This window comes from Paraburkholderia graminis C4D1M (assembly GCF_000172415.1).
GTDB classification, from domain to species: Bacteria; Pseudomonadota; Gammaproteobacteria; order Burkholderiales; family Burkholderiaceae; genus Paraburkholderia; species Paraburkholderia graminis.
The window spans coordinates 49,606-67,078 of the sequence record NZ_ABLD01000009.1; the positions used below are offsets into that span (position 1 = coordinate 49,606).

Here is a 17,473-nt window from a genome sequence, read left to right on the forward strand (position 1 = left end):
CTGAGTTTCGTGTGCTGTCCTTCAAAACTGGACGACACATCTGCCTCAGACGCCGTTCATCATAGCAAAGGACGATTCATGGAAGAAAGCAAGAAAGGCTCGGCTGGACTGACTGCTGAAAAGAGCAAGGCACTCGCTGCCGCCCTCGCGCAGATCGAAAAGCAGTTCGGCAAAGGGTCGGTCATGCGGCTCGGCGCAGGTGAGGTAGTCGAAGACATCCAGGTCGTTTCCACCGGATCGCTCGGCCTCGACATCGCGTTGGGCGTCGGCGGTTTGCCGCGTGGCCGCGTGGTCGAAATCTATGGTCCGGAGTCGTCGGGTAAGACCACGCTGACGCTGCAAGTCATCGCCGAAATGCAGAAGATCGGCGGCACGGCAGCGTTTATCGACGCGGAACACGCGCTGGACATTCAATACGCGGGCAAGCTCGGCGTGAACGTGAACGACCTGCTGGTGTCGCAGCCGGACACGGGCGAGCAGGCGCTGGAAATCGCCGACGCACTGGTGCGCTCGGGCTCGATCGACATGATCGTGATCGACTCGGTCGCGGCGCTCGTGCCGAAGGCTGAAATCGAAGGCGAAATGGGCGACTCGCTGCCGGGTCTGCAAGCGCGTCTTATGTCGCAAGCGCTGCGCAAGCTCACCGGCACGATCAAGCGCACCAACTGCCTCGTGATCTTCATCAACCAGATCCGCATGAAGATCGGCGTGATGTTCGGCAATCCGGAAACCACCACCGGCGGTAATGCGCTCAAGTTCTATGCGTCGGTGCGTCTCGACATTCGCCGCATTGGCTCGATCAAGAAGAACGACGAAGTGATCGGCAATGAAACGCGCGTCAAGGTGGTCAAGAACAAGGTTTCGCCACCGTTCCGCGAAGCGATCTTCGACATTCTGTACGGCGAGGGTATTTCGCGTCAGGGCGAAATTATCGACTTGGGCGTGCAGGCCAAAATCGTCGACAAGGCCGGTGCGTGGTACAGCTATAGCGGTGAGCGTATCGGCCAGGGCAAGGACAATGCGCGTGAATTCCTGCGCGAAAATCCGGATATCGCTCGTGAGATCGAGAACCGCATCCGCGAATCGCTGGGTGTGAATGCAATGGCCGAGGCAGTGACCGGCGCAGGCGCAGAAGTCGCGGACGAAGAGTAACCACTACGTGATACGCAAGGGCCGGCCATTGTCCAATTCTGGACGCAACGTGGGCGGCCCGCGTAATGACGGGAGCGATTCGCCCGAACGTTCGGCGCATGCGGATCTATCCGAAACATCGGATCGCTTTGATCCGTTCGATCGGCCTGAACCGTTCGACGCACACGATCGCGCCGCAGGCCGTGGCCTGCGGCGCGCGCTGTTGCCAGGTCAGCCCGACCAGTCCGCTGAGGCTACCTACACGCGCTCGAGTGAGTCGCGCGGCTCACGCAACTCGCGTAACAACTCACGCAGCTCGCTTCGTTCGCATGGGTCAAGCGGCTCACGCAGCACATCTGCCTCAGACCAAACACCCGGCGACGCAGATCCCGCCCCAAGCGAAGCAAAAAAATCCCAACGCCCAGCACGTTCGCTCAAAGGACGCGCGCTCGGCTACCTATCGCGCCGCGAATATAGCCGCAGTGAACTTGCACGCAAGCTGAAGCCCTTCGTCGAAGAAAGCGATTCGCTCGATACGCTGCTCGACACGCTCGAATCCGAAAACTGGCTATCCGATTCCCGCTTCGCCGAAAGCCTGATTCATCGTCGTTCGTCGCGACTGGGTGCGAGCCGCATCGTTGGCGAATTGAAGCAGCACGCGGTGGATCGCACGCTCGTCGACGAAGCGAGCGCTCAATTACGCGAAACGGAACTGGCGCGCGCCCAAGCCGTATGGCGCAAGAAGTTCGGTCAGCTTCCGGAGACCGCGGCTGAGCGCGCGAAGCAGGCGCGCTTTCTCGCGTCACGCGGCTTTTCTGGCGCGACGATCGGCAAAATCCTCAAAGGTATCGACGAAGAATGGAGCGGTGAATAACGGCGAAGGCGGCGACTAGCAGCGAAGGGCGCGAAATGACGCGAAACGGCGGAAAGTGCCGCGAAGCGCCAGAAGCAGGACAAGCACCACAAGTCCCACCAAACCGCATCACCCACACTAACGCTTCAACCCAACCTTCCCCCCACCAACTCCAGCCATAACCCCACCCATAACCGGCCAGCAGGCCGTCCCCGCCGCATTCCGGGCTGTCCCGAATACCCAGTATGCTAAAATTCACGCGTTTTCCAATTCGGCCTTTCCTTTCCGCATGCCGCTTTCCTCGTCAGTGCCCCGTCAATTGCGCCATCGTCGCGCAATCCGGGCGGAAGCTTATGAACGAGCCGATGGCCTGTGGGATGTGGAAGCGTGCTTGACCGACGAAAAGCCACGCGACGTGGTCCTTGCGTCGGGCGTCCGGCCCAATGGTCAACCGATCCATGAACTCTGGCTTCGCATCACCATCGATCGCAAGCTCAATGTCGTCGACGCCGAGGCGTCGTCCGACTGGGTGCCCTATCCTGGGCTCTGCCAAGCCAGCAATCCCGCCTATCGTGCCCTCATCGGGCTCAATCTGTTCCACAACTTCCGTCGCGATGCTGCCCGTTTGCTGGCCGGCACGGCGGGTTGCACGCATCTCACCGAGCTGTGCGCGATCCTGCCGACCGCAGCGATCCAGGCGTTCGCCGGCGACGTATGGAACACCGGTGACAGCACGCCAGGCGCGAGTGCAAGTTCAGAAAGCGAGTCGACCGACGGCACCGCCGAACGTCTAAACGAAAAACCGCCATTCCAGTTGGGACGCTGCCACGCGCTGCGTTTCGACGGGGAGGCAGTGCAGCAGTTTTACCCGCGCTGGTATGGCCATGCGCCACGCCCAGCAGACCGCCCGGCATCGCCAGACAACGGGGCGGCCCGCCACGAAGGCAGGGGCAATGCGCCCGGCATGTTGGACGGTAGCGGAAGCGATGTTTAATCCAACTCTCAGACTGAAGGGAATCACGCATGAAGATTCACGAGTACCAGGGTAAGGAAATCCTGCGGAAATTCGGCGTCGCGGTACCGCGCGGCAAGCCGGTCTTCTCGGTGGATGATGCGGTCAAGGCCGCGGAAGAGCTCGGCGGCCCGGTGTGGGTCGTGAAGGCTCAGATCCATGCGGGTGGCCGTGGCAAGGGTGGCGGCGTGAAGGTTGCCAAGTCGCTGGATCAGGTTCGCGAGTACTCGAACCAGATCCTCGGCATGCAGCTTGTCACACACCAGACTGGTCCGGAAGGCCAGAAGGTGAACCGCCTGTTGATCGAGGAAGGCGCGGACATCAAGAAGGAACTGTATGTCGGCCTCGTGATCGATCGTGTTTCGCAGAAGATCGTCGTGATGGCGTCGAGCGAAGGCGGCATGGACGTCGAGGAAGTCGCGGAAAAGACGCCCGAGCTGATCCACAAGGTTGCCGTCGATCCGTCGACCGGCCTGAAGGACGCCGAAGCAGACGACCTCGCGAAGAAGATCGGCGTGCCCGACGCGTCGATCCCGCAAGCACGCGCGATCCTGCAAGGCCTCTACAAGGCGTTCTGGGAAACCGACGCATCACTCGCCGAAATCAACCCGCTGATCCTGACGGGCGACGGCAAGGTCATCGCACTCGACGCCAAGTTCAACTTCGATTCGAACGCACTGTTCCGTCATCCGGAAATCGTCGCGTATCGCGATCTGGACGAAGAAGATCCGGCTGAAGTCGAAGCGTCGAAGTTCGACCTCGCGTACATCTCGCTCGACGGCAACATCGGCTGTCTGGTGAACGGCGCGGGCCTCGCAATGGCGACGATGGACACCATCAAGCTGTTCGGCGGCGAACCGGCGAACTTCCTCGACGTGGGCGGTGGCGCCACGACGGAGAAGGTCACGGAAGCGTTCAAGATCATGCTGAAGAACCCGAACCTGACCGCGATTCTGGTCAACATCTTCGGCGGCATCATGCGCTGCGACGTGATCGCGGAAGGCGTGATCGCGGCGTCGAAGGCCGTGTCGCTGAAGGTGCCGCTCGTGGTCCGCATGAAGGGCACGAACGAAGACCTGGGCAAGAAGATGCTCGCCGATTCCGGTCTGCCGATCATCTCGGCTGACAGCATGGAAGAAGCGGCTCAGAAGGTCGTCGCGGCTGCCGCGGGCAAGGCGTAATCAGCCTCCCACGGCGTTTACCAGGATTACGAATGGCGGCGCACGGTAGCGCACGGGCAACGCGGGCGAGAACGTTCCGCCTCGTTGCTCGTCGCGCCATCGTGTGACGCCAAACGAACAGAGGTCAATACATGTCGATTCTGATTAACAAAGACACCAAGGTCATCACGCAGGGCATCACCGGCAAGACCGGTCAGTTCCATACGCGTGCTTGCCGTGAATACGCAAACGGCCGCGAAGCGTACGTCGCAGGCGTGAACCCGAAGAAGGCCGGCGAAGATTTCGAAGGCATTCCTATCTACGCAAGCGTCGCTGAAGCCAAGGCTGAAACGGGCGCGACCGTGTCGGTGATTTACGTTCCGCCGGCAGGCGCTGCTGCTGCAATCTGGGAAGCAGTCGAAGCCGACCTGGATCTCGCGATCTGCATCACGGAAGGCATTCCCGTCCGTGACATGATCGAGATCAAGGACCGCATGCGTCGCGAAAACCGCAAGACGCTGCTGCTCGGACCGAACTGCCCCGGCACGATCACGCCGGACGAACTGAAGATCGGCATCATGCCGGGTCACATCCACCGCAAGGGCCGCATCGGCGTCGTGTCGCGTTCGGGCACGCTGACGTATGAAGCAGTCGGCCAGTTGACGGCGATCGGCCTCGGCCAGTCGTCGGCAGTCGGTATCGGCGGCGATCCGATCAACGGTCTGAAGCACATCGACGTGATGAAGATGTTCAACGACGATCCGGATACGGACGCCGTCATCATGATCGGCGAGATCGGCGGTCCGGACGAAGCGAACGCGGCTGAGTGGATCAAGGGCAACATGAAGAAGCCGGTGGTCGGCTTCATCGCCGGCGTCACGGCGCCTCCGGGCAAGCGCATGGGCCACGCCGGCGCGCTGATCTCGGGCGGTGCGGATACGGCCGAAGCGAAGCTGGAAATCATGGACGCCTGCGGCATCAAGGTCACGAAGAACCCGTCGGAAATGGCGCGTCTTCTGAAGGCAATGCTGTAAATCGAAACTGGCGCCCAGTTCGAGCGCCTTTTTTGATACGCTTACGAGATCCTTTCGTAGCGTGCGTTCTCAAAAGCGGGGGAGTTAAACACTCCTCCGCTTTTTTATTGGCCGCGCGTCCGCTTCCTTCTTATTCTTTTGCTCATGCTCGAGTTCCTCGCCACGCTCCATTGGGGCGCAGTCATTCAGATCATCGTCATCGACATTCTGCTCGGTGGCGACAATGCCGTCGTGATCGCGCTGGCCTGCCGCAACCTGCCGCCCGCGCAGCGCACGAAGGGCGTGCTGTGGGGCACTGCGGGCGCGATCCTGCTGCGCGTGGTACTGATCGCGTTCGCGGTCGCGCTGCTCGACGTGCCGCTGCTGAAGTTCGCGGGTGGGCTGTTGCTGCTGTGGATCGGCGTCCGGCTGATGGCGCCGGCGCACGACGCGCACGAAAACGTGAAGCCCGCCGATAAGCTCATCTCGGCGATCAAGACGATCATCGTCGCCGATGCCGTGATGAGTCTCGACAACGTGATCGCTATTGCGGGCGCCGCCGAGGCCGCTGACCCGGAGCATCGCCTCGCGCTGGTGATCTTCGGACTCGTGGTGAGTATCCCGTTGATCGTATGGGGCAGCCAGATCGTGCTGAAACTGCTGGACCGGTTCCCGATCGTCATCACGCTCGGCGCCGCGTTGCTCGGCTGGATCGCGGGCGGGCTCATCATCAACGATCCGGCCGGCGACCGTTGGCCGGTCCTCGACACGCCGCTCGCCGAATACGGCATGAGCATCGCAGGCGCGCTGTTCGTCGTGATCCTGGGTTATGTGATCAAGCGCCGCAACGCGAAATCCGCGGCGGCCTGAAGGAACGCCAAGCATCACACCTGCGTGCGTTCCAGGTTCAACGTTAGCCATTCGGCTGACTGTCCGAGACGAGCGTCGCTCGCTACGATCAAAGCGCCTGTTCCCGATTCGTGGAGCAGGCGCTTTTCGTTTCAGGAGCCTGCCGATGATCGTCACCTTGCCTTATTCCCCTTATTCGCAATCCACGCTGGCGCACTCGCGATTCGCGCGAGCGCGCTGGTCCGCAACACTCGCGCGAGCGTGCCGCCGCGTCGGCTCGCGCCTCGGTCTCGGCTTCACGCTGATCGAACTGATGATCGTGCTGGCGATCGTCGGCGTGATCGCGGCCTATGCGATTCCCGCGTATCAGGACTACCTCGCACGCAGCCGCGTGGGCGAGGGACTGTCGCTCGCGTCGTCGGCGCGTCTTGCCGTGTCGGAAAACGCGGCGAGCGGCAACGCGTTCGGTGGCGGCTACGCGTCGCCGCCCGCGACGCGCAACGTCGAGTCCGTTCATGTCGACGACGACAGCGGGCAGATCACCGTCGCCTTCACGACGCGCGTGGCGCCGGCCGGTTCCAACACGATCACGCTCGTGCCGTCGGTGCCCGACAACATCGATGCGCCCACCGCGCGTGTCTCGTTGGCGAAGGGCGCGGTGCAGGCGGGCGCGCTCGCGTGGGAATGCTTTGCCGGCGGCAAGACCGCGTCGTCGTTGCCGGCGCCGGGCGCAGGTCCGATGCCCGCGCAGGCGCCGACCTTGCCCTCACACCTCTCACCTCCCGAGTGCCGCGCGTAATGCAACACGCGTGATGCGACACGCGCGACGCATGCACGCACGGATAGCTAGCCGTTCAAACGTAAATCGCTGATTTTCGGGATATTTCGGCCCAGCCGGCGCACAGCGCAAGGATTTTTTTGTATAGTGCGCCGGTTGCTGACGCCCACCCGCTTACTCGATGCCCACACCTTTCGCGCGCTACCTTTCTCTCATTCTGTTGGCTCTCGCGTTGGTGCTGCCTTATGCAGTCGTCAACCATACCTATCCGATTCCGACGTTCTACGCTGAATTCACAGCCCTCGCTTTGTACCTGCTGATGGGCGCCGGCGTGGTCTTGCTGGTCGCGGGTTCGCAGCCGCGCATCGGCTTTGCGTCGCCCGTGGTGGCGCTCGTGCCGCTGCTGTTCGGGCTGTTGCTGGTCGCGCAGTCGGTGCTGCTGCCGGTCTCGCAACCGTCGATGAACTGGCTCGGCGGCGGCTTTCTGTTGGCTGCATTCATGGCGACACACGCGGGCTACGGCTTCGCGCGCGCGAAGCTCAGCGAGACCGCGTTGCGCTGGGCGGCTTGCGCGCTGGTCGTCGGCGGGCTGTTTGCAGTGTTCTGCCAGGTCATCCAGCTCTTTCACCTGGAGACGCGCGTGTCGCCGCTCGTGGTCGCGTATAACGTGACGGTCGAGCGCCGGCCGTTCGGCAACATGGCGCAGGCGAACCACCTCGCCACGTATATCGCGTTCGCGATGGCCGGCGCGCTGTTCCTCGTGCAGACGCGCCGGATCGCCGTCCCGATCTGGGCTCTCGTCTCCACCATCTTTGCAGTGGGGCTCGCGTTGACGGTGTCGCGCGGCCCGTGGCTGCAAATGGGTGTGATCGTCGTGGCCGGTTTCTGGATGGCGTTCGCGCAGACCCGCGCCGAACCGCAGTTGCGCCGCAGTCATCGGCAATGGCTGATTCCCATTGCGCTCGCTGTGCTGTTCTTCGTCGTGAATGCGCTGATTCGCTGGGCCAACGTGCGCTATCACCTCGAACTCGGGCAGTCGGCGGCGGATCGTTTCAAGGACGCCGGCCAGATCGCGCCGCGGCTCGCGCTGTGGAAATACGGCTGGACGATGTTCCGCACGCATCCGTTGCTGGGCGTCGGCTGGGGCGAGTTTCCGAGCTATCAGTATCAGTACGCGAAGACGCTCGGCGGCGTCGAGATCGCCAATAACTCACACGACGTTTTCATCGATCTGCTCGCGAAAACCGGCCTGATCGGTCTTGCGATCGTGCTGTTCGGCCTCGTCACGTGGCTGGTGCGTGTGGTGCGCGCACCGCAGAGCGCCGGGCGCGTATTCGGCATTGCGCTGATCGGCGTGCTCGTCATGCATGCGCTCGTCGAATATCCGCAGCAGTACATGTTCTTCCTGCTGCCGGCCATGTTCGTGTTCGGCCTGCTCGAGACGCGTCCGTTGCGGCTCGTGCCTGCGCGTCTGTCGTTTGGCGTATTCGCGGCGATCGTGTTCGGCGGCATTGCCGCGCTTTATCCGGTGTACCGCGATTACGCGCGCGCCGAGGTGCTGTACTACGGCTCGCGTCCGGCCGAGCAATATCGCGCGGACCCGTCGTTCCTTTTCCGGGCGTGGGGCGGGTACGGCATGGCAACGCTGTTGCCGATGAACTCGATGGACCTTCAGCACAAGCTCGCGATGCATCGTCAGGCGATGGCGCTGTTGCCCGGCGAAACCGTGCTGCGTCGTTATGCGGTGCTACAGGCGTTGAGCGGAGACACGGCCGCGGCATTCGATACCGTCGAGCGACTGAAAATCTTCGCGGAGGAACTGAAAGACTGGCCGTCGCAGTTGAGCTATCTGTATCAACTCTGCGATGAACAGAAGACGCTTGCCGGCTTCAAGGCGGAACTCGTCAAGCGTTACGGTCTGCCGTCGGGCGATGTCGAGCAGGAAGACGACGAGGAGTGAGGCGGGTCTTGGGTGGAAGTATCGGAGGAGGAGCGTGATCGCGAGCGTCGCCTTACGCCGCCACCCAATCCCCCGACTTCCCACCATGCTTCTCCATCACCCTCACATCGGTGATCGTCATCCCGCGATCCACCGCCTTGCACATGTCGTACACCGTCAGCAGCCCGACCTGCACGGCGGTGAGCGCTTCCATCTCGACCCCGGTTCTGCCTAGCGTTTCCACCTGCGCGGTGCAATGCACGGCGGGCGTCTTGTCGTCCAGTTCGAAGTCCACCTTCACGCGTGTCAGCGCGAGCGGATGACACAGCGGAATCAGATCCGCCGTGCGCTTTGCGCCTTGAATCGCGGCGATACGCGCAACGCCGATCACGTCGCCCTTTTTTGCGTTGCCGTCGCGGATCAGCGCGAAGGTTTCGGGCAGCATGCGGATCGAGCCGCGCGCGATGGCGATGCGCTTCGTCTCCTGCTTGCCGCCGACGTCCACCATATGCGCGTCGCCGGCAGCGTCGAAATGAGTGAGTTCAGGCATGGTTGGCTCCTTCAGAGGGCGCCTATCATAGCAGTGCGGTGCGCCCGTCCGGCCCTGCGCCGGCCTGCCGGATGAGTGCGTCGACTGATTACAATTGCGCCATGCCCGCTATCTTAGTCGCGCGATGATCCGAGCGGCGGGCGTCGCTTTCGACTCCGTCATACGAACTCGCAATGCGTCTGAAACGGTCTCTTGCTGCGTTGCTCTGTGTTGCGCTGGCCGCGCCGCCTGGCGCGTTCGCGCAGACACGCGCGGCGTCCGGCGCTGCGCCGATGCAGTCCGCTGAGCCGCCGCTCGTCAGCGGGCCGGTCGAGTCATACGCCGATCCGATCGTGCCGCCCGACATCGCGCAAGGCGTATTCGGCGTGTACGGCGGCGCGCAAAGCCGCTTCTCCGGCAACTCGGGCGCGAACCGCGGTAGCAACGGTGGTGGCACCGGCGGCTGGCGTGCGCCGATCGTCGCGCAGCAATTGCCCGACCTCGGCAGCGGCGGCGCGGGGACGCTCACGCCACAAGCCGAGCGCAAGCTAGGCGAACGCGTGATGCGCGACTTGCGGCGCGACCCCGACTATCTCGACGACTGGCTGGTGCGCGACTATCTGAATTCGGTCGCCGCGAAACTCGCCGCAGCGGCGAACGCGCTGTATATCGGCGGCTATCGGCCGGACTTCGATCTGTTCGCCGTGCGCGACGCGCAGATCAACGCGTTTTCGCTGCCCGGCGGTTTCATCGGCGTGAACACGGGGCTGATCGTCGCGACGCAAACCGAATCCGAACTCGCGTCCGTACTCGGTCACGAGATGGGCCATGTCCTGCAACGCCATATCTCGCGGATGATCACCACGGGCGAGCGCAGCGGCTACGCGGCGCTCGCGGGCATGCTGTTCGGCGTTCTCGCGGGCGTGCTTGCGCATAGCGGCGACCTGGGCAGCGCGATTGCGATTGGCGGTCAGGCTTACGCCGTGGACAACCAGTTGCGCTTTTCGCGCTCCGCCGAACACGAGGCGGACCGCGTCGGCTTTTTGCTGCTCGCCGGCGCGGGCTACGATCCGTACGCGATGACGGCGTTCTTCGCCCGTCTCGACCGTGCGGCGATGAGCGATACCGGCATTCCGGCCTACGCGCGCACGCACCCGCTGACCGGCGAGCGGATCGCCGACATGGAAGACCGCGCGCGGCGTGCGCCATACCGGCAACCGCATCAGGTGGCCGAGTACGGTTTCGTGCGCGCGCGGGCGCGCTTGCTGCAGGACCGCTCGCGCAGCGAATACGCCGACGAGATTTCGCGCATGCGCTCCGAAATCGAAGACCGCACGGCGCTGAACGTCGCGGCGAACTGGTATGGCATCGCGTATGGCCAGATGCTGCTCGAGCGTTACGACGACGCGGCTTCGTCGCTGGCGTCGTCGCGTGCGGTGTTTTCGGCTGGGGCACAGGCGGACGGCGACGCCGCGCGCACTTCCCCAAGTCTCGACGTGCTCGCCGCCGACATCGCGCGGCGTGCCGGCCGCGACGAAGACGCGGTGCGTCTTGCCGATCTCGCGCAAAAGCGCTGGCCGCAATCGAACGCCGCCATCGACATGCACGTTCGCACCTTGCTGAGCTTGCGGCGATTCGCCGAGGCGCAGGCGCTGGCGCAGAAGGAGACGCGCGCGCAGCCGGATCAGCCGGCGTGGTGGTTGTATCTGGCGCAGGCGAGCGCGGGGACGGGCGATGCGCTCACGCGTCATCGCGCGCTTGCCGAGAAATTCGCGCTGGAAGGCGCGTGGCCGTCCGCGATCCGCCAATTAAAGGACGCGCGCGATATGAAGACGATCGGCTATTACGATCTGGCTACCGTCGACGCGAGGCTGCACGAGATGGAGAACCGCTACAAGGAAGAGCGGCTGGATGAGAAGGGTTAGGCGCGAAGTTCATGAACCCGCTCCTCTGAAGCATGCAAGCTGCGCGACGAGATGCCGAACCTCAAACCATCGCAGCCGGACTCGCCACAAACCCAAAGCGCGACGCAACTTCTTCGCTCCGTATCGGCTGAAGCGGCAACGTGACGCCGCCGTTCCAGTGGAACTCGCCGCTCAGGGAGTCGTCGGCGAGCGTCGCGTGGTCCGCGAAAACTTCGAGATCGTGATCGTGCAGAACGGCGATGCGCGGCGGCGCTGAGGGATTGCCAGGATCGGAAGCACCAGCGAACAGAATCCCGCCCTCATCGTCGGCAAACACGGCCGACGGTTCGAAACCATTGCCCACCTGATCTTTCAGCGCGAGCGCGCCGTCCGCCTCGACCGACAAACGCACGACCCACGGCGTATAGCCCAGCTCGACATACACGCGCTGCGGTCCGTTCTGAAAGAACCACTGCCCGCGTTCGTCGCGCTCGTAATTGCGATTGATGAAGCCGAGCAGCGCTTCGTGACGGATCGGCGTGCCGGGTGATCCGCTCGCCTGCGCGGCTTCGTCGCGCATGCGCCACTGGCCGCGCCGGTCGAGCATGAGCCAGCCGGTGCAAGCCGGTACGTTCGGCCACTTGGCCAACGCCTGTTTGACGATGTCATCCATGATCGACGTGCTGCTCCAGATAGCCGAACACGCGCCGCGACAACCAGTCGATCCGGCCAGGAAACGGTCCGGTCATGAAGCCGGCGTGACCGCCATGCCTCGGCTGATCGAGCTCCACCGCCGCCGACACCTCATGCCGCGACGGCAGCGCCTCGGCGGGCAGGAACGGATCGTTGCGCGCGTTCAGGACGAGCGTGGGCACCTGAATGTGCGGCAGCACCGGCCGCGTGGTGGCCACGCTCCAGTACTCGTCGGTATCGCGAAAGCCGTGCAGCGGTGCGGTCACGACGTTGTCGAACTCGTACATCGTACGGCTCGCGAGCATCGCGCCGCGGTCGAACAGGCCGGGAAACTGTACGAGCTTCTGGTCGGCCTTCTGCTTGAGCGTCTTGAGGAAGCTGCGCGTGTAGATCATGCCGAAGCCTTGCGACAACGCGCGGCCCCCGGCGTGCACGTCGATGGGCGTCGAGATCGCAGCGGCGGCGTGGACGACCGACGCCGCATCTTCGCGCCGCTCGCCGAGCCAGCGCAACAGCACATTGCCGCCGAGCGACACGCCCGCGGCGACGAGCGGCCCGCGATGCGCGGCGCGCAGGCGTCGCAAAATCCAGTCGACTTCGTTGCTGTCGGCCAGATGATAGAAGCGCGGCAAGCGGTTCAGCGCGCCGCTGCAACTGCGAAAGTGCGGCACCACGCCGTGCCAGCCATATTCGCGTGCGGCCGCCATCAACGACGATGCGTAATGCGAGGCGGAGCTGCCTTCCAGGCCGTGGAACAGGACGAGCAACGGCGCTTCGGCTGAGGGACTCTGACTAAGCGCCGCGTCTGCTGTCATGACCGAGGCTGGCGCGTTGTCGTGCCGAACCCAGTCGACGTCGATGAAATCGCCGTCAGGCGTGTCCCAGCGCTCGCGGCGAAACGACACGGCCGGGCGGCGCGCGAACAGCGACGGCACGATGGTTTGAACGTGCTTGTTCGGCAACCAGAGCGGCGCACGATAGAGCAGGTCTTTGGCGACCTCGACGGTGGCTTCGATTGTGGCTTCGACAGCCGCCGCGGCGCGAGCCGCGTCATCGGGAGCGGGGCGCTCTTGTGGCGTCCCCCACGGGGACTTGCTGCGGGGCGTGCTCATGCCGGCTTCGAAGCGAGAGTGTGGCGGCGCGGAGCGCGCGTCAGTGAAGCGACCCTTGGCCGTGCCGCATCTTGGTCGCGAACTGGCTGGCTGCTTCATTGGGCATCGGGCTCGCGTGAATGTGCGCGATGCGCCATTCGCCGCGTTCATGGACCATCACGTAGGTGGTGAAGACCATCGCCGGCGTGGCTTTCGGATCGACCGGACGATGCGCTTCCGCGATCGCATAAACGACCGTGCCGAGACTGTCGTAGACGCGAATGTCGAGCGGCTCGATCGAGACCGGCGCGGTTTCCAGCTGGATCTGCAAGCCCGTGCGGATGCTTTCGAGGCCGTGCAGATGCGAGCCGTCGGCGCAAATGCAGCTCACGAACTCCTCATCGATCCACAGGCCCATCAGGCTGTCGATATTGACCTCGGCGACGGCCTGGTAATAGGCGTTGAGGGTATCGGCGGCGGCTTCGAAGATATGGGCAAAACGTGGCATGGCTCGTCAGTCTCTTGTGCGCGGCGCGCGGTTGCAAGGCAGCGGTCAGCGGGACAGTCCGGTGCGCCGGACATTCGCACCCGAGCGCCAGAATGCCCGCGCCGCAAGGCGCGAACATGACGCGACGCGCTCAGGGGCGTGCGGTGTTGCGTGCAAGTGTCAGCCGGCTCAGCGGTGCGCGAGCAACATGCCGCGCAAATCGCCGAAAACCTGCTCGGCGCTCAACTGCTTCAGGCAGTTCAGATGACCCAGCGGACACTCGCGCTGAAAACAGGGGCTGCATTCGAGATGAAGCCATTGTACCTTCGCAAGCTCCGACAAGGGCGGCGTGTGCCGCGGATCGGTCGAGCCGTAGACGGCCACGAGCGGCCGGCGCAGCGCGGCCGCGACGTGCATCAACCCGGAATCGTTGGTGACGACTGCGTTGGCCCGCGAGATCAGCGCGCACGCTTCGCCGAGCGCCGTCTGGCCGCACAGATTGCGCACGTTCGGCGCTTTTTCGGCGATGGCCTGCGCAAGCGGCGCATCTTTCGGCGAACCGAGCGCGACGATCTGCGTGTACGGGAACGACTGGCCGACCATTTGCGCGAGCGCCGCGAAGTGCTCCGGCGGCCAGCGCTTGGCCGGGCCGTATTCCGCGCCGGGGCAGAACACGAGCAACGGCACCCGCGTGTCGAGATTGAAGCGCGCCGATACGCGCGCCGCCTCGTTCAGATCGGCGTCGAGCCGCGGCATCGGCAGGTCGTCGGGAATCTTCGCGCCGGGCGCGTAGGCGAGAGCGGCGTAATGGCCGACCATCGGCGGACGCTCGTCCTTGCGCGGATTCGCGTGGCGCACGTTCAACAGGCCGATGCGGCTTTCTCCGGTATAGCCGATGCGCAGCCGGATGCCGGCCATCCACGGAATCAGCGCGGATTTCAGCGAGTTCGGCAGCACATAGGCCGCGTCGTAGCCGACGTCGCGCAAGTCGCTCGCGAGCTGCCAGCGACGCAGCATCTGCAGCTTGCCGTGCGCGAGATCGGTCGCGTAGACGTCGCGGATTTCCGGCATGCGTTCGAGCACGGGCGCGACCCACGAGGGCGCGACCGCGTCGATCGCCATGCGGGGATGCAGTTTCACGAGGCGCGCAAAAAGCGGCTGCGCCATCAATGCGTCACCGATCCAGTTCGGTGCGATAACCAACGCGCGACGCATCAGAGTGGGTGTCCGGTGTCGAAACGAAGCGCCGCGCGCGATGCGCGTGGCGCTTCGTTTAAATGAAAGTAAAGGGAAAAGGCCGTCGGCCGCAGGCACGCCGCAACGGCGCGCCCGCAATCAGTCGACAGCCGATGACGCAGACGAACGGCGCTCAGGTGTGAGGTTCAGTGACCCTTGATCACTTCGCCGTCGCGCAGCTTGTAACGCGTGCTGCAATAAGGGCAGCGCGCCTCGCCGTGCGAGACGTCGATAAAGACGCGCGGGTGCGCACTCCAGCGCGGCATGGCCGGATTCGGGCAGTACGCCGGGAGGTCTTTTGCCGTGAGTTCGACCAGCGGCATTTCCTTGATATCGCTCATGAGACTTTCTCGTTGTATGCAGGGTGCGCGCGGTGCAATGCGCGTTAAATCTTGGTCAGCCAGTGCGCGTACTTGTCGCTCTTGCCGTTGACGATGTCGAAGAAGCCCGACTGCAGCTTCTCCGTGATCGGGCCGCGGGCGCCCGCGCCGATGGTGCGGTTATCCAGTTCGCGGATCGGCGTGACTTCCGCGGCGGTGCCGGTGAAGAACGCTTCGTCGCAGGTGTAGACCTCGTCGCGCGTGATGCGCTTTTCGATCACCTGGATGCCCGCGTCGCGCGCGAGCGTGATGACCGTGTCGCGCGTGATGCCGTCGAGGCACGACGACAGGTCCGGCGTGTACAGCTTGCCGTTGTTCACGAGGAAGAAGTTCTCGCCCGAGCCTTCCGACACGTAGCCGTCCACGTCGAGCAGCAGCGCTTCGTCGTAACCGTCGGCGACGGCTTCCTGGTTCGCGAGGATCGAGTTCACGTACCAGCCCGACGCCTTCGCGCGGACCATCGACACGTTCACGTGATGACGCGTGAACGACGACGTCTTCACGCGGATGCCCTTGGCAAGCCCGTCTTCACCGAGGTAAGCGCCCCACGGCCACGCCGCGATCGCGACATGAATGGTATTGCCCTTGGCCGACACGCCGAGCTTTTCCGAGCCGACCCAGATGATCGGGCGCAGATAGCACGACTCGAGCTTGTTTTCGCGGACCACTTCGCGCTGCGCGGCGGCGAGCGTTTCATGGTCGAACGGCACGTCCATCTGAAAGATCTTGGCCGAGTTCAGAAGACGCTTGGTGTGTTCCTGCAGACGGAAAATCGCGGTGCCGCCGTCTGCCGTCTTATAGGCGCGCACGCCTTCGAAAACGCCCATGCCGTAATGCAGCGTGTGGGTCAGCACATGGATCTTGGCATCGCGCCAGTCGATCAGCTTGCCATCCATCCAGATCTTGCCGTCGCGGTCGGCCATTGACATACGGTTCTCCAGCAGGTGCGTGTTGGTGTGGAACCCCAAGCCCGTCGACTCGCGCGGGCGCCCGAAGCGCGGGAAAGCCGGGACGCGCCCGAAATTTCCGATGGGGTGCAGCGAAGAGCGTTATTTTAGCGTCTTTTGCACACGAAACGGGCATTTGGACGCAGGTCGGGCGCTATAATTCGGCGCACGCATAATTCACATCCGGCCGCGCCAGCGGGTGCTTCACGACCTGGCGCCGATTTCGCTCCATTTCCTCATCGCGGCCTTCGGCGCCCGCGCTTTTCGCCTCATGCTCGCTCGCCTGTCAGATACCGATCGCCGCGCTTTCCTCGAGGGCGCGCGCGCCTATTCGCCCACGCTCATGGCGATCTGCTCGTGGGGGCTCGTCACCGGCATCGCGATGAGCAAGTCCGTGCTCACGCTGCCGCAGGCGCTCGCCATGTCGCTGCTGTGTTACGCCGGTTCGTCGCAACTCGCCGTGCTGCCGCTCCTCGCCGCCAAGCTGCCCATGTGGACGGTGCTGCTCACGGCCGCGATGGTGAATACGCGTTTCGTGATCTTCAGCGTCGGCCTTGCCCCGCATTTTTCCTATCTGTCGATGTGGCGGCGCATCGCGCTCGGCTACTTCAACGGCGATGTGATCTATCTGCTGTTCCTCAAGAAGAACTTCCCGACCGGCTACGTGCCCGGCAAGGAGGCGTACTTCTGGGGCATGGCGGTGTCCAGCTGGCTGTCGTGGCAGGTGGCGTCGATAGCGGGCATTCTGCTGGCGAGCCTGATTCCGGATAACTGGGGACTCGCGCTCGCGGGCACGCTGGCGCTGCTGCCCATCATGGTCGCGGCGATCGCCACGCGTTCCACGCTGGTGGCGGTGTGCATCGCGGGCATCGTGTCGTTGCTCGCTTTCGATTTGCCGTATCGCCTCGGGCTGCCGCTTGCGGTCATCGCGGCGATTCTCGCGGGCAGCGCGGCCGATCTGATGGCCGAGCGCGCCGACTTGCGCCGCGTTCGCAACAGCGCGGGAGATTCGCGATGACGTCCGTGGAAGTGTGGCTCGCCATTCTCGGCATGACCGTCGTCACCGCGGTGACACGCGCGATGTTTCTAATCGGCGGCGAACGCACGGTTTTGCCGGCGCGCGTGCAGCGCATGCTGCGCTACGCACCCGCCGCGGCGCTCGCCGCCGTCGTACTGCCGGACGTGCTCGGCACGCCCGACGGCCTGTCGTTCGCGCCGTCGAACCATGAGTTCTATGCGGCGCTCGCCGGCCTCGGCTGGTTTTTGTGGCGGCGCACCATGCTTGGTACGATCGTCGTCGGAATGATCGTGTTCACGGTCTTGCGCCTCTTGATGTAGTTTCAGGCGTTGCGATGTTGCATTGCGGCATGCGCCGCGCGGCATTCGAATACGGGAGATTCGCCCGCGGGCGGGTCAGAAGGCTGTGCGGATCAGTTAAAATGCCCCTTTCCGGGATGACCGCGCCAACGCC

18 protein-coding genes are annotated in these 17,473 nt (G+C 64.0%); 11 read left to right on the plus strand and 7 right to left on the minus strand.

Annotation, left to right across the window (positions count from 1 at the left end; all coding sequences use genetic code 11):
- The first annotated feature begins 78 nt into the window (after window positions 1-78).
- The 8 genes from recA to BGRAMDRAFT_RS16680 all read left to right on the plus strand — a co-directional run bounded on the left by recA (window position 79) and on the right by BGRAMDRAFT_RS16680 (window position 8,756).
- Window positions 79-1,152 carry a recombinase RecA gene (recA, locus tag BGRAMDRAFT_RS16645; protein WP_006049956.1) on the plus strand — a complete coding sequence of 358 codons (1,074 nt, stop codon included), beginning with the start codon at window positions 79-81 and terminating at the stop codon, window positions 1,150-1,152.
- 7 nt (window positions 1,153-1,159) lie between these two features.
- Window positions 1,160-2,005: a recombination regulator RecX gene (gene recX / locus BGRAMDRAFT_RS16650; RefSeq protein WP_044021247.1), complete on the plus strand. Its 846-nt coding sequence runs from the start codon at window positions 1,160-1,162 to the stop codon at window positions 2,003-2,005.
- Between the two features lie 268 nt (window positions 2,006-2,273).
- Window positions 2,274-2,978, plus strand: coding sequence for a DUF2889 domain-containing protein (locus tag BGRAMDRAFT_RS16655; protein ID WP_006049958.1), 705 nt, complete (start codon window positions 2,274-2,276; stop codon window positions 2,976-2,978).
- Between the two features lie 29 nt (window positions 2,979-3,007).
- Complete coding sequence (gene sucC, locus BGRAMDRAFT_RS16660) at window positions 3,008-4,177, plus strand: ADP-forming succinate--CoA ligase subunit beta (RefSeq protein ID WP_006049959.1); 1,170 nt, start codon at window positions 3,008-3,010, stop codon at window positions 4,175-4,177.
- Window positions 4,178-4,308: 131 nt separating this feature from the next.
- Entirely contained in the window at window positions 4,309-5,190 is an 882-nt protein-coding gene (gene sucD, locus BGRAMDRAFT_RS16665) for a succinate--CoA ligase subunit alpha (protein ID WP_006049960.1), read from the plus strand.
- A gap of 144 nt (window positions 5,191-5,334) precedes the next feature.
- Complete coding sequence (locus BGRAMDRAFT_RS16670) at window positions 5,335-6,039, plus strand: TerC family protein (protein ID WP_006049961.1); 705 nt, start codon at window positions 5,335-5,337, stop codon at window positions 6,037-6,039.
- Between the two features lie 145 nt (window positions 6,040-6,184).
- Window positions 6,185-6,817, plus strand: a complete 633-nt coding sequence (locus tag BGRAMDRAFT_RS16675; RefSeq protein ID WP_006049962.1) for a pilin — start codon at window positions 6,185-6,187, stop codon at window positions 6,815-6,817.
- Between the two features lie 160 nt (window positions 6,818-6,977).
- Window positions 6,978-8,756, plus strand: a complete 1,779-nt coding sequence (locus BGRAMDRAFT_RS16680) for a PglL family O-oligosaccharyltransferase (RefSeq protein ID WP_006049963.1) — start codon at window positions 6,978-6,980, stop codon at window positions 8,754-8,756.
- A 52-nt stretch (window positions 8,757-8,808) separates the two neighbouring features.
- Here BGRAMDRAFT_RS16680 and moaC read toward each other — a convergent pair whose 3' ends face one another.
- Window positions 8,809-9,285, minus strand: coding sequence for a cyclic pyranopterin monophosphate synthase MoaC (moaC, locus tag BGRAMDRAFT_RS16685; RefSeq protein WP_006049964.1), 477 nt, complete (start codon window positions 9,283-9,285; stop codon window positions 8,809-8,811).
- Between the two features lie 173 nt (window positions 9,286-9,458).
- Here moaC and BGRAMDRAFT_RS16690 point away from each other — a divergent pair, with 173 nt between their 5' ends.
- Complete coding sequence (locus BGRAMDRAFT_RS16690; RefSeq protein ID WP_006049965.1) at window positions 9,459-11,189, plus strand: M48 family metalloprotease; 1,731 nt, start codon at window positions 9,459-9,461, stop codon at window positions 11,187-11,189.
- Window positions 11,190-11,250: 61 nt separating this feature from the next.
- Here the strand turns inward: BGRAMDRAFT_RS16690 and BGRAMDRAFT_RS16695 are convergent, their stop codons facing one another.
- From BGRAMDRAFT_RS16695 to BGRAMDRAFT_RS16720, 6 genes are all read right to left on the minus strand, one after another.
- Complete coding sequence (locus BGRAMDRAFT_RS16695; protein WP_006049966.1) at window positions 11,251-11,841, minus strand: DUF2946 family protein; 591 nt, start codon at window positions 11,839-11,841, stop codon at window positions 11,251-11,253.
- A complete protein-coding gene (locus tag BGRAMDRAFT_RS16700) occupies window positions 11,834-12,973 on the minus strand; it encodes a YheT family hydrolase (protein ID WP_006049967.1) in 1,140 nt (379 codons plus the stop codon). The genes BGRAMDRAFT_RS16695 and BGRAMDRAFT_RS16700 overlap by 8 nt, the downstream gene beginning before the upstream one ends.
- Before the next feature lie 40 nt (window positions 12,974-13,013).
- Entirely contained in the window at window positions 13,014-13,460 is a 447-nt protein-coding gene (locus BGRAMDRAFT_RS16705; RefSeq protein WP_006049968.1) for a nuclear transport factor 2 family protein, read from the minus strand.
- 168 nt (window positions 13,461-13,628) lie between these two features.
- Entirely contained in the window at window positions 13,629-14,654 is a 1,026-nt protein-coding gene (gene waaF, locus BGRAMDRAFT_RS16710) for a lipopolysaccharide heptosyltransferase II (protein WP_006049969.1), read from the minus strand.
- A gap of 167 nt (window positions 14,655-14,821) precedes the next feature.
- Window positions 14,822-15,016 carry a zinc-finger domain-containing protein gene (locus tag BGRAMDRAFT_RS16715; RefSeq protein WP_006049970.1) on the minus strand — a complete coding sequence of 65 codons (195 nt, stop codon included), beginning with the start codon at window positions 15,014-15,016 and terminating at the stop codon, window positions 14,822-14,824.
- Window positions 15,017-15,060: 44 nt separating this feature from the next.
- Window positions 15,061-15,984 carry a branched-chain amino acid transaminase gene (locus BGRAMDRAFT_RS16720; RefSeq protein ID WP_006049971.1) on the minus strand — a complete coding sequence of 308 codons (924 nt, stop codon included), beginning with the start codon at window positions 15,982-15,984 and terminating at the stop codon, window positions 15,061-15,063.
- 289 nt (window positions 15,985-16,273) lie between these two features.
- Here BGRAMDRAFT_RS16720 and BGRAMDRAFT_RS16725 point away from each other — a divergent pair, with 289 nt between their 5' ends.
- Together BGRAMDRAFT_RS16725 and BGRAMDRAFT_RS16730 are read left to right on the plus strand one after the other, a co-directional pair.
- Entirely contained in the window at window positions 16,274-17,020 is a 747-nt protein-coding gene (locus BGRAMDRAFT_RS16725; protein WP_006049972.1) for an AzlC family ABC transporter permease, read from the plus strand.
- Window positions 17,017-17,340 carry an AzlD domain-containing protein gene (locus BGRAMDRAFT_RS16730; RefSeq protein ID WP_006049973.1) on the plus strand — a complete coding sequence of 108 codons (324 nt, stop codon included), beginning with the start codon at window positions 17,017-17,019 and terminating at the stop codon, window positions 17,338-17,340. Before BGRAMDRAFT_RS16725 ends, BGRAMDRAFT_RS16730 begins: the two co-directional genes overlap by 4 nt.
- Window positions 17,341-17,473: the final 133 nt, after the last annotated feature.

Bases quoted from the DNA above. Each gene is read 5' to 3' on its own strand.
- recA (WP_006049956.1), top strand. From the start codon at position 79: ATGGAAGAAAGCAAGAAAGGCTCGGCTGGACTGACTGCTGAAAAGAGC.
- BGRAMDRAFT_RS16655 (WP_006049958.1), top strand. From the start codon at position 2,274: ATGCCGCTTTCCTCGTCAGTGCCCCGTCAATTGCGCCATCGTCGCGCA.
- sucC (WP_006049959.1), top strand. From the start codon at position 3,008: ATGAAGATTCACGAGTACCAGGGTAAGGAAATCCTGCGGAAATTCGGC.
- sucD (WP_006049960.1), top strand. From the start codon at position 4,309: ATGTCGATTCTGATTAACAAAGACACCAAGGTCATCACGCAGGGCATC.
- BGRAMDRAFT_RS16670 (WP_006049961.1), top strand. From the start codon at position 5,335: ATGCTCGAGTTCCTCGCCACGCTCCATTGGGGCGCAGTCATTCAGATC.
- BGRAMDRAFT_RS16675 (WP_006049962.1), top strand. From the start codon at position 6,185: ATGATCGTCACCTTGCCTTATTCCCCTTATTCGCAATCCACGCTGGCG.
- BGRAMDRAFT_RS16680 (WP_006049963.1), top strand. From the start codon at position 6,978: ATGCCCACACCTTTCGCGCGCTACCTTTCTCTCATTCTGTTGGCTCTC.
- moaC (WP_006049964.1), bottom strand. From the start codon at position 9,285: ATGCCTGAACTCACTCATTTCGACGCTGCCGGCGACGCGCATATGGTG.
- BGRAMDRAFT_RS16690 (WP_006049965.1), top strand. From the start codon at position 9,459: ATGCGTCTGAAACGGTCTCTTGCTGCGTTGCTCTGTGTTGCGCTGGCC.
- BGRAMDRAFT_RS16695 (WP_006049966.1), bottom strand. From the start codon at position 11,841: ATGGATGACATCGTCAAACAGGCGTTGGCCAAGTGGCCGAACGTACCG.
- BGRAMDRAFT_RS16700 (WP_006049967.1), bottom strand. From the start codon at position 12,973: ATGAGCACGCCCCGCAGCAAGTCCCCGTGGGGGACGCCACAAGAGCGC.
- BGRAMDRAFT_RS16705 (WP_006049968.1), bottom strand. From the start codon at position 13,460: ATGCCACGTTTTGCCCATATCTTCGAAGCCGCCGCCGATACCCTCAAC.
- waaF (WP_006049969.1), bottom strand. From the start codon at position 14,654: ATGCGTCGCGCGTTGGTTATCGCACCGAACTGGATCGGTGACGCATTG.
- BGRAMDRAFT_RS16715 (WP_006049970.1), bottom strand. From the start codon at position 15,016: ATGAGCGATATCAAGGAAATGCCGCTGGTCGAACTCACGGCAAAAGAC.
- BGRAMDRAFT_RS16720 (WP_006049971.1), bottom strand. From the start codon at position 15,984: ATGTCAATGGCCGACCGCGACGGCAAGATCTGGATGGATGGCAAGCTG.
- BGRAMDRAFT_RS16725 (WP_006049972.1), top strand. From the start codon at position 16,274: ATGCTCGCTCGCCTGTCAGATACCGATCGCCGCGCTTTCCTCGAGGGC.
- BGRAMDRAFT_RS16730 (WP_006049973.1), top strand. From the start codon at position 17,017: ATGACGTCCGTGGAAGTGTGGCTCGCCATTCTCGGCATGACCGTCGTC.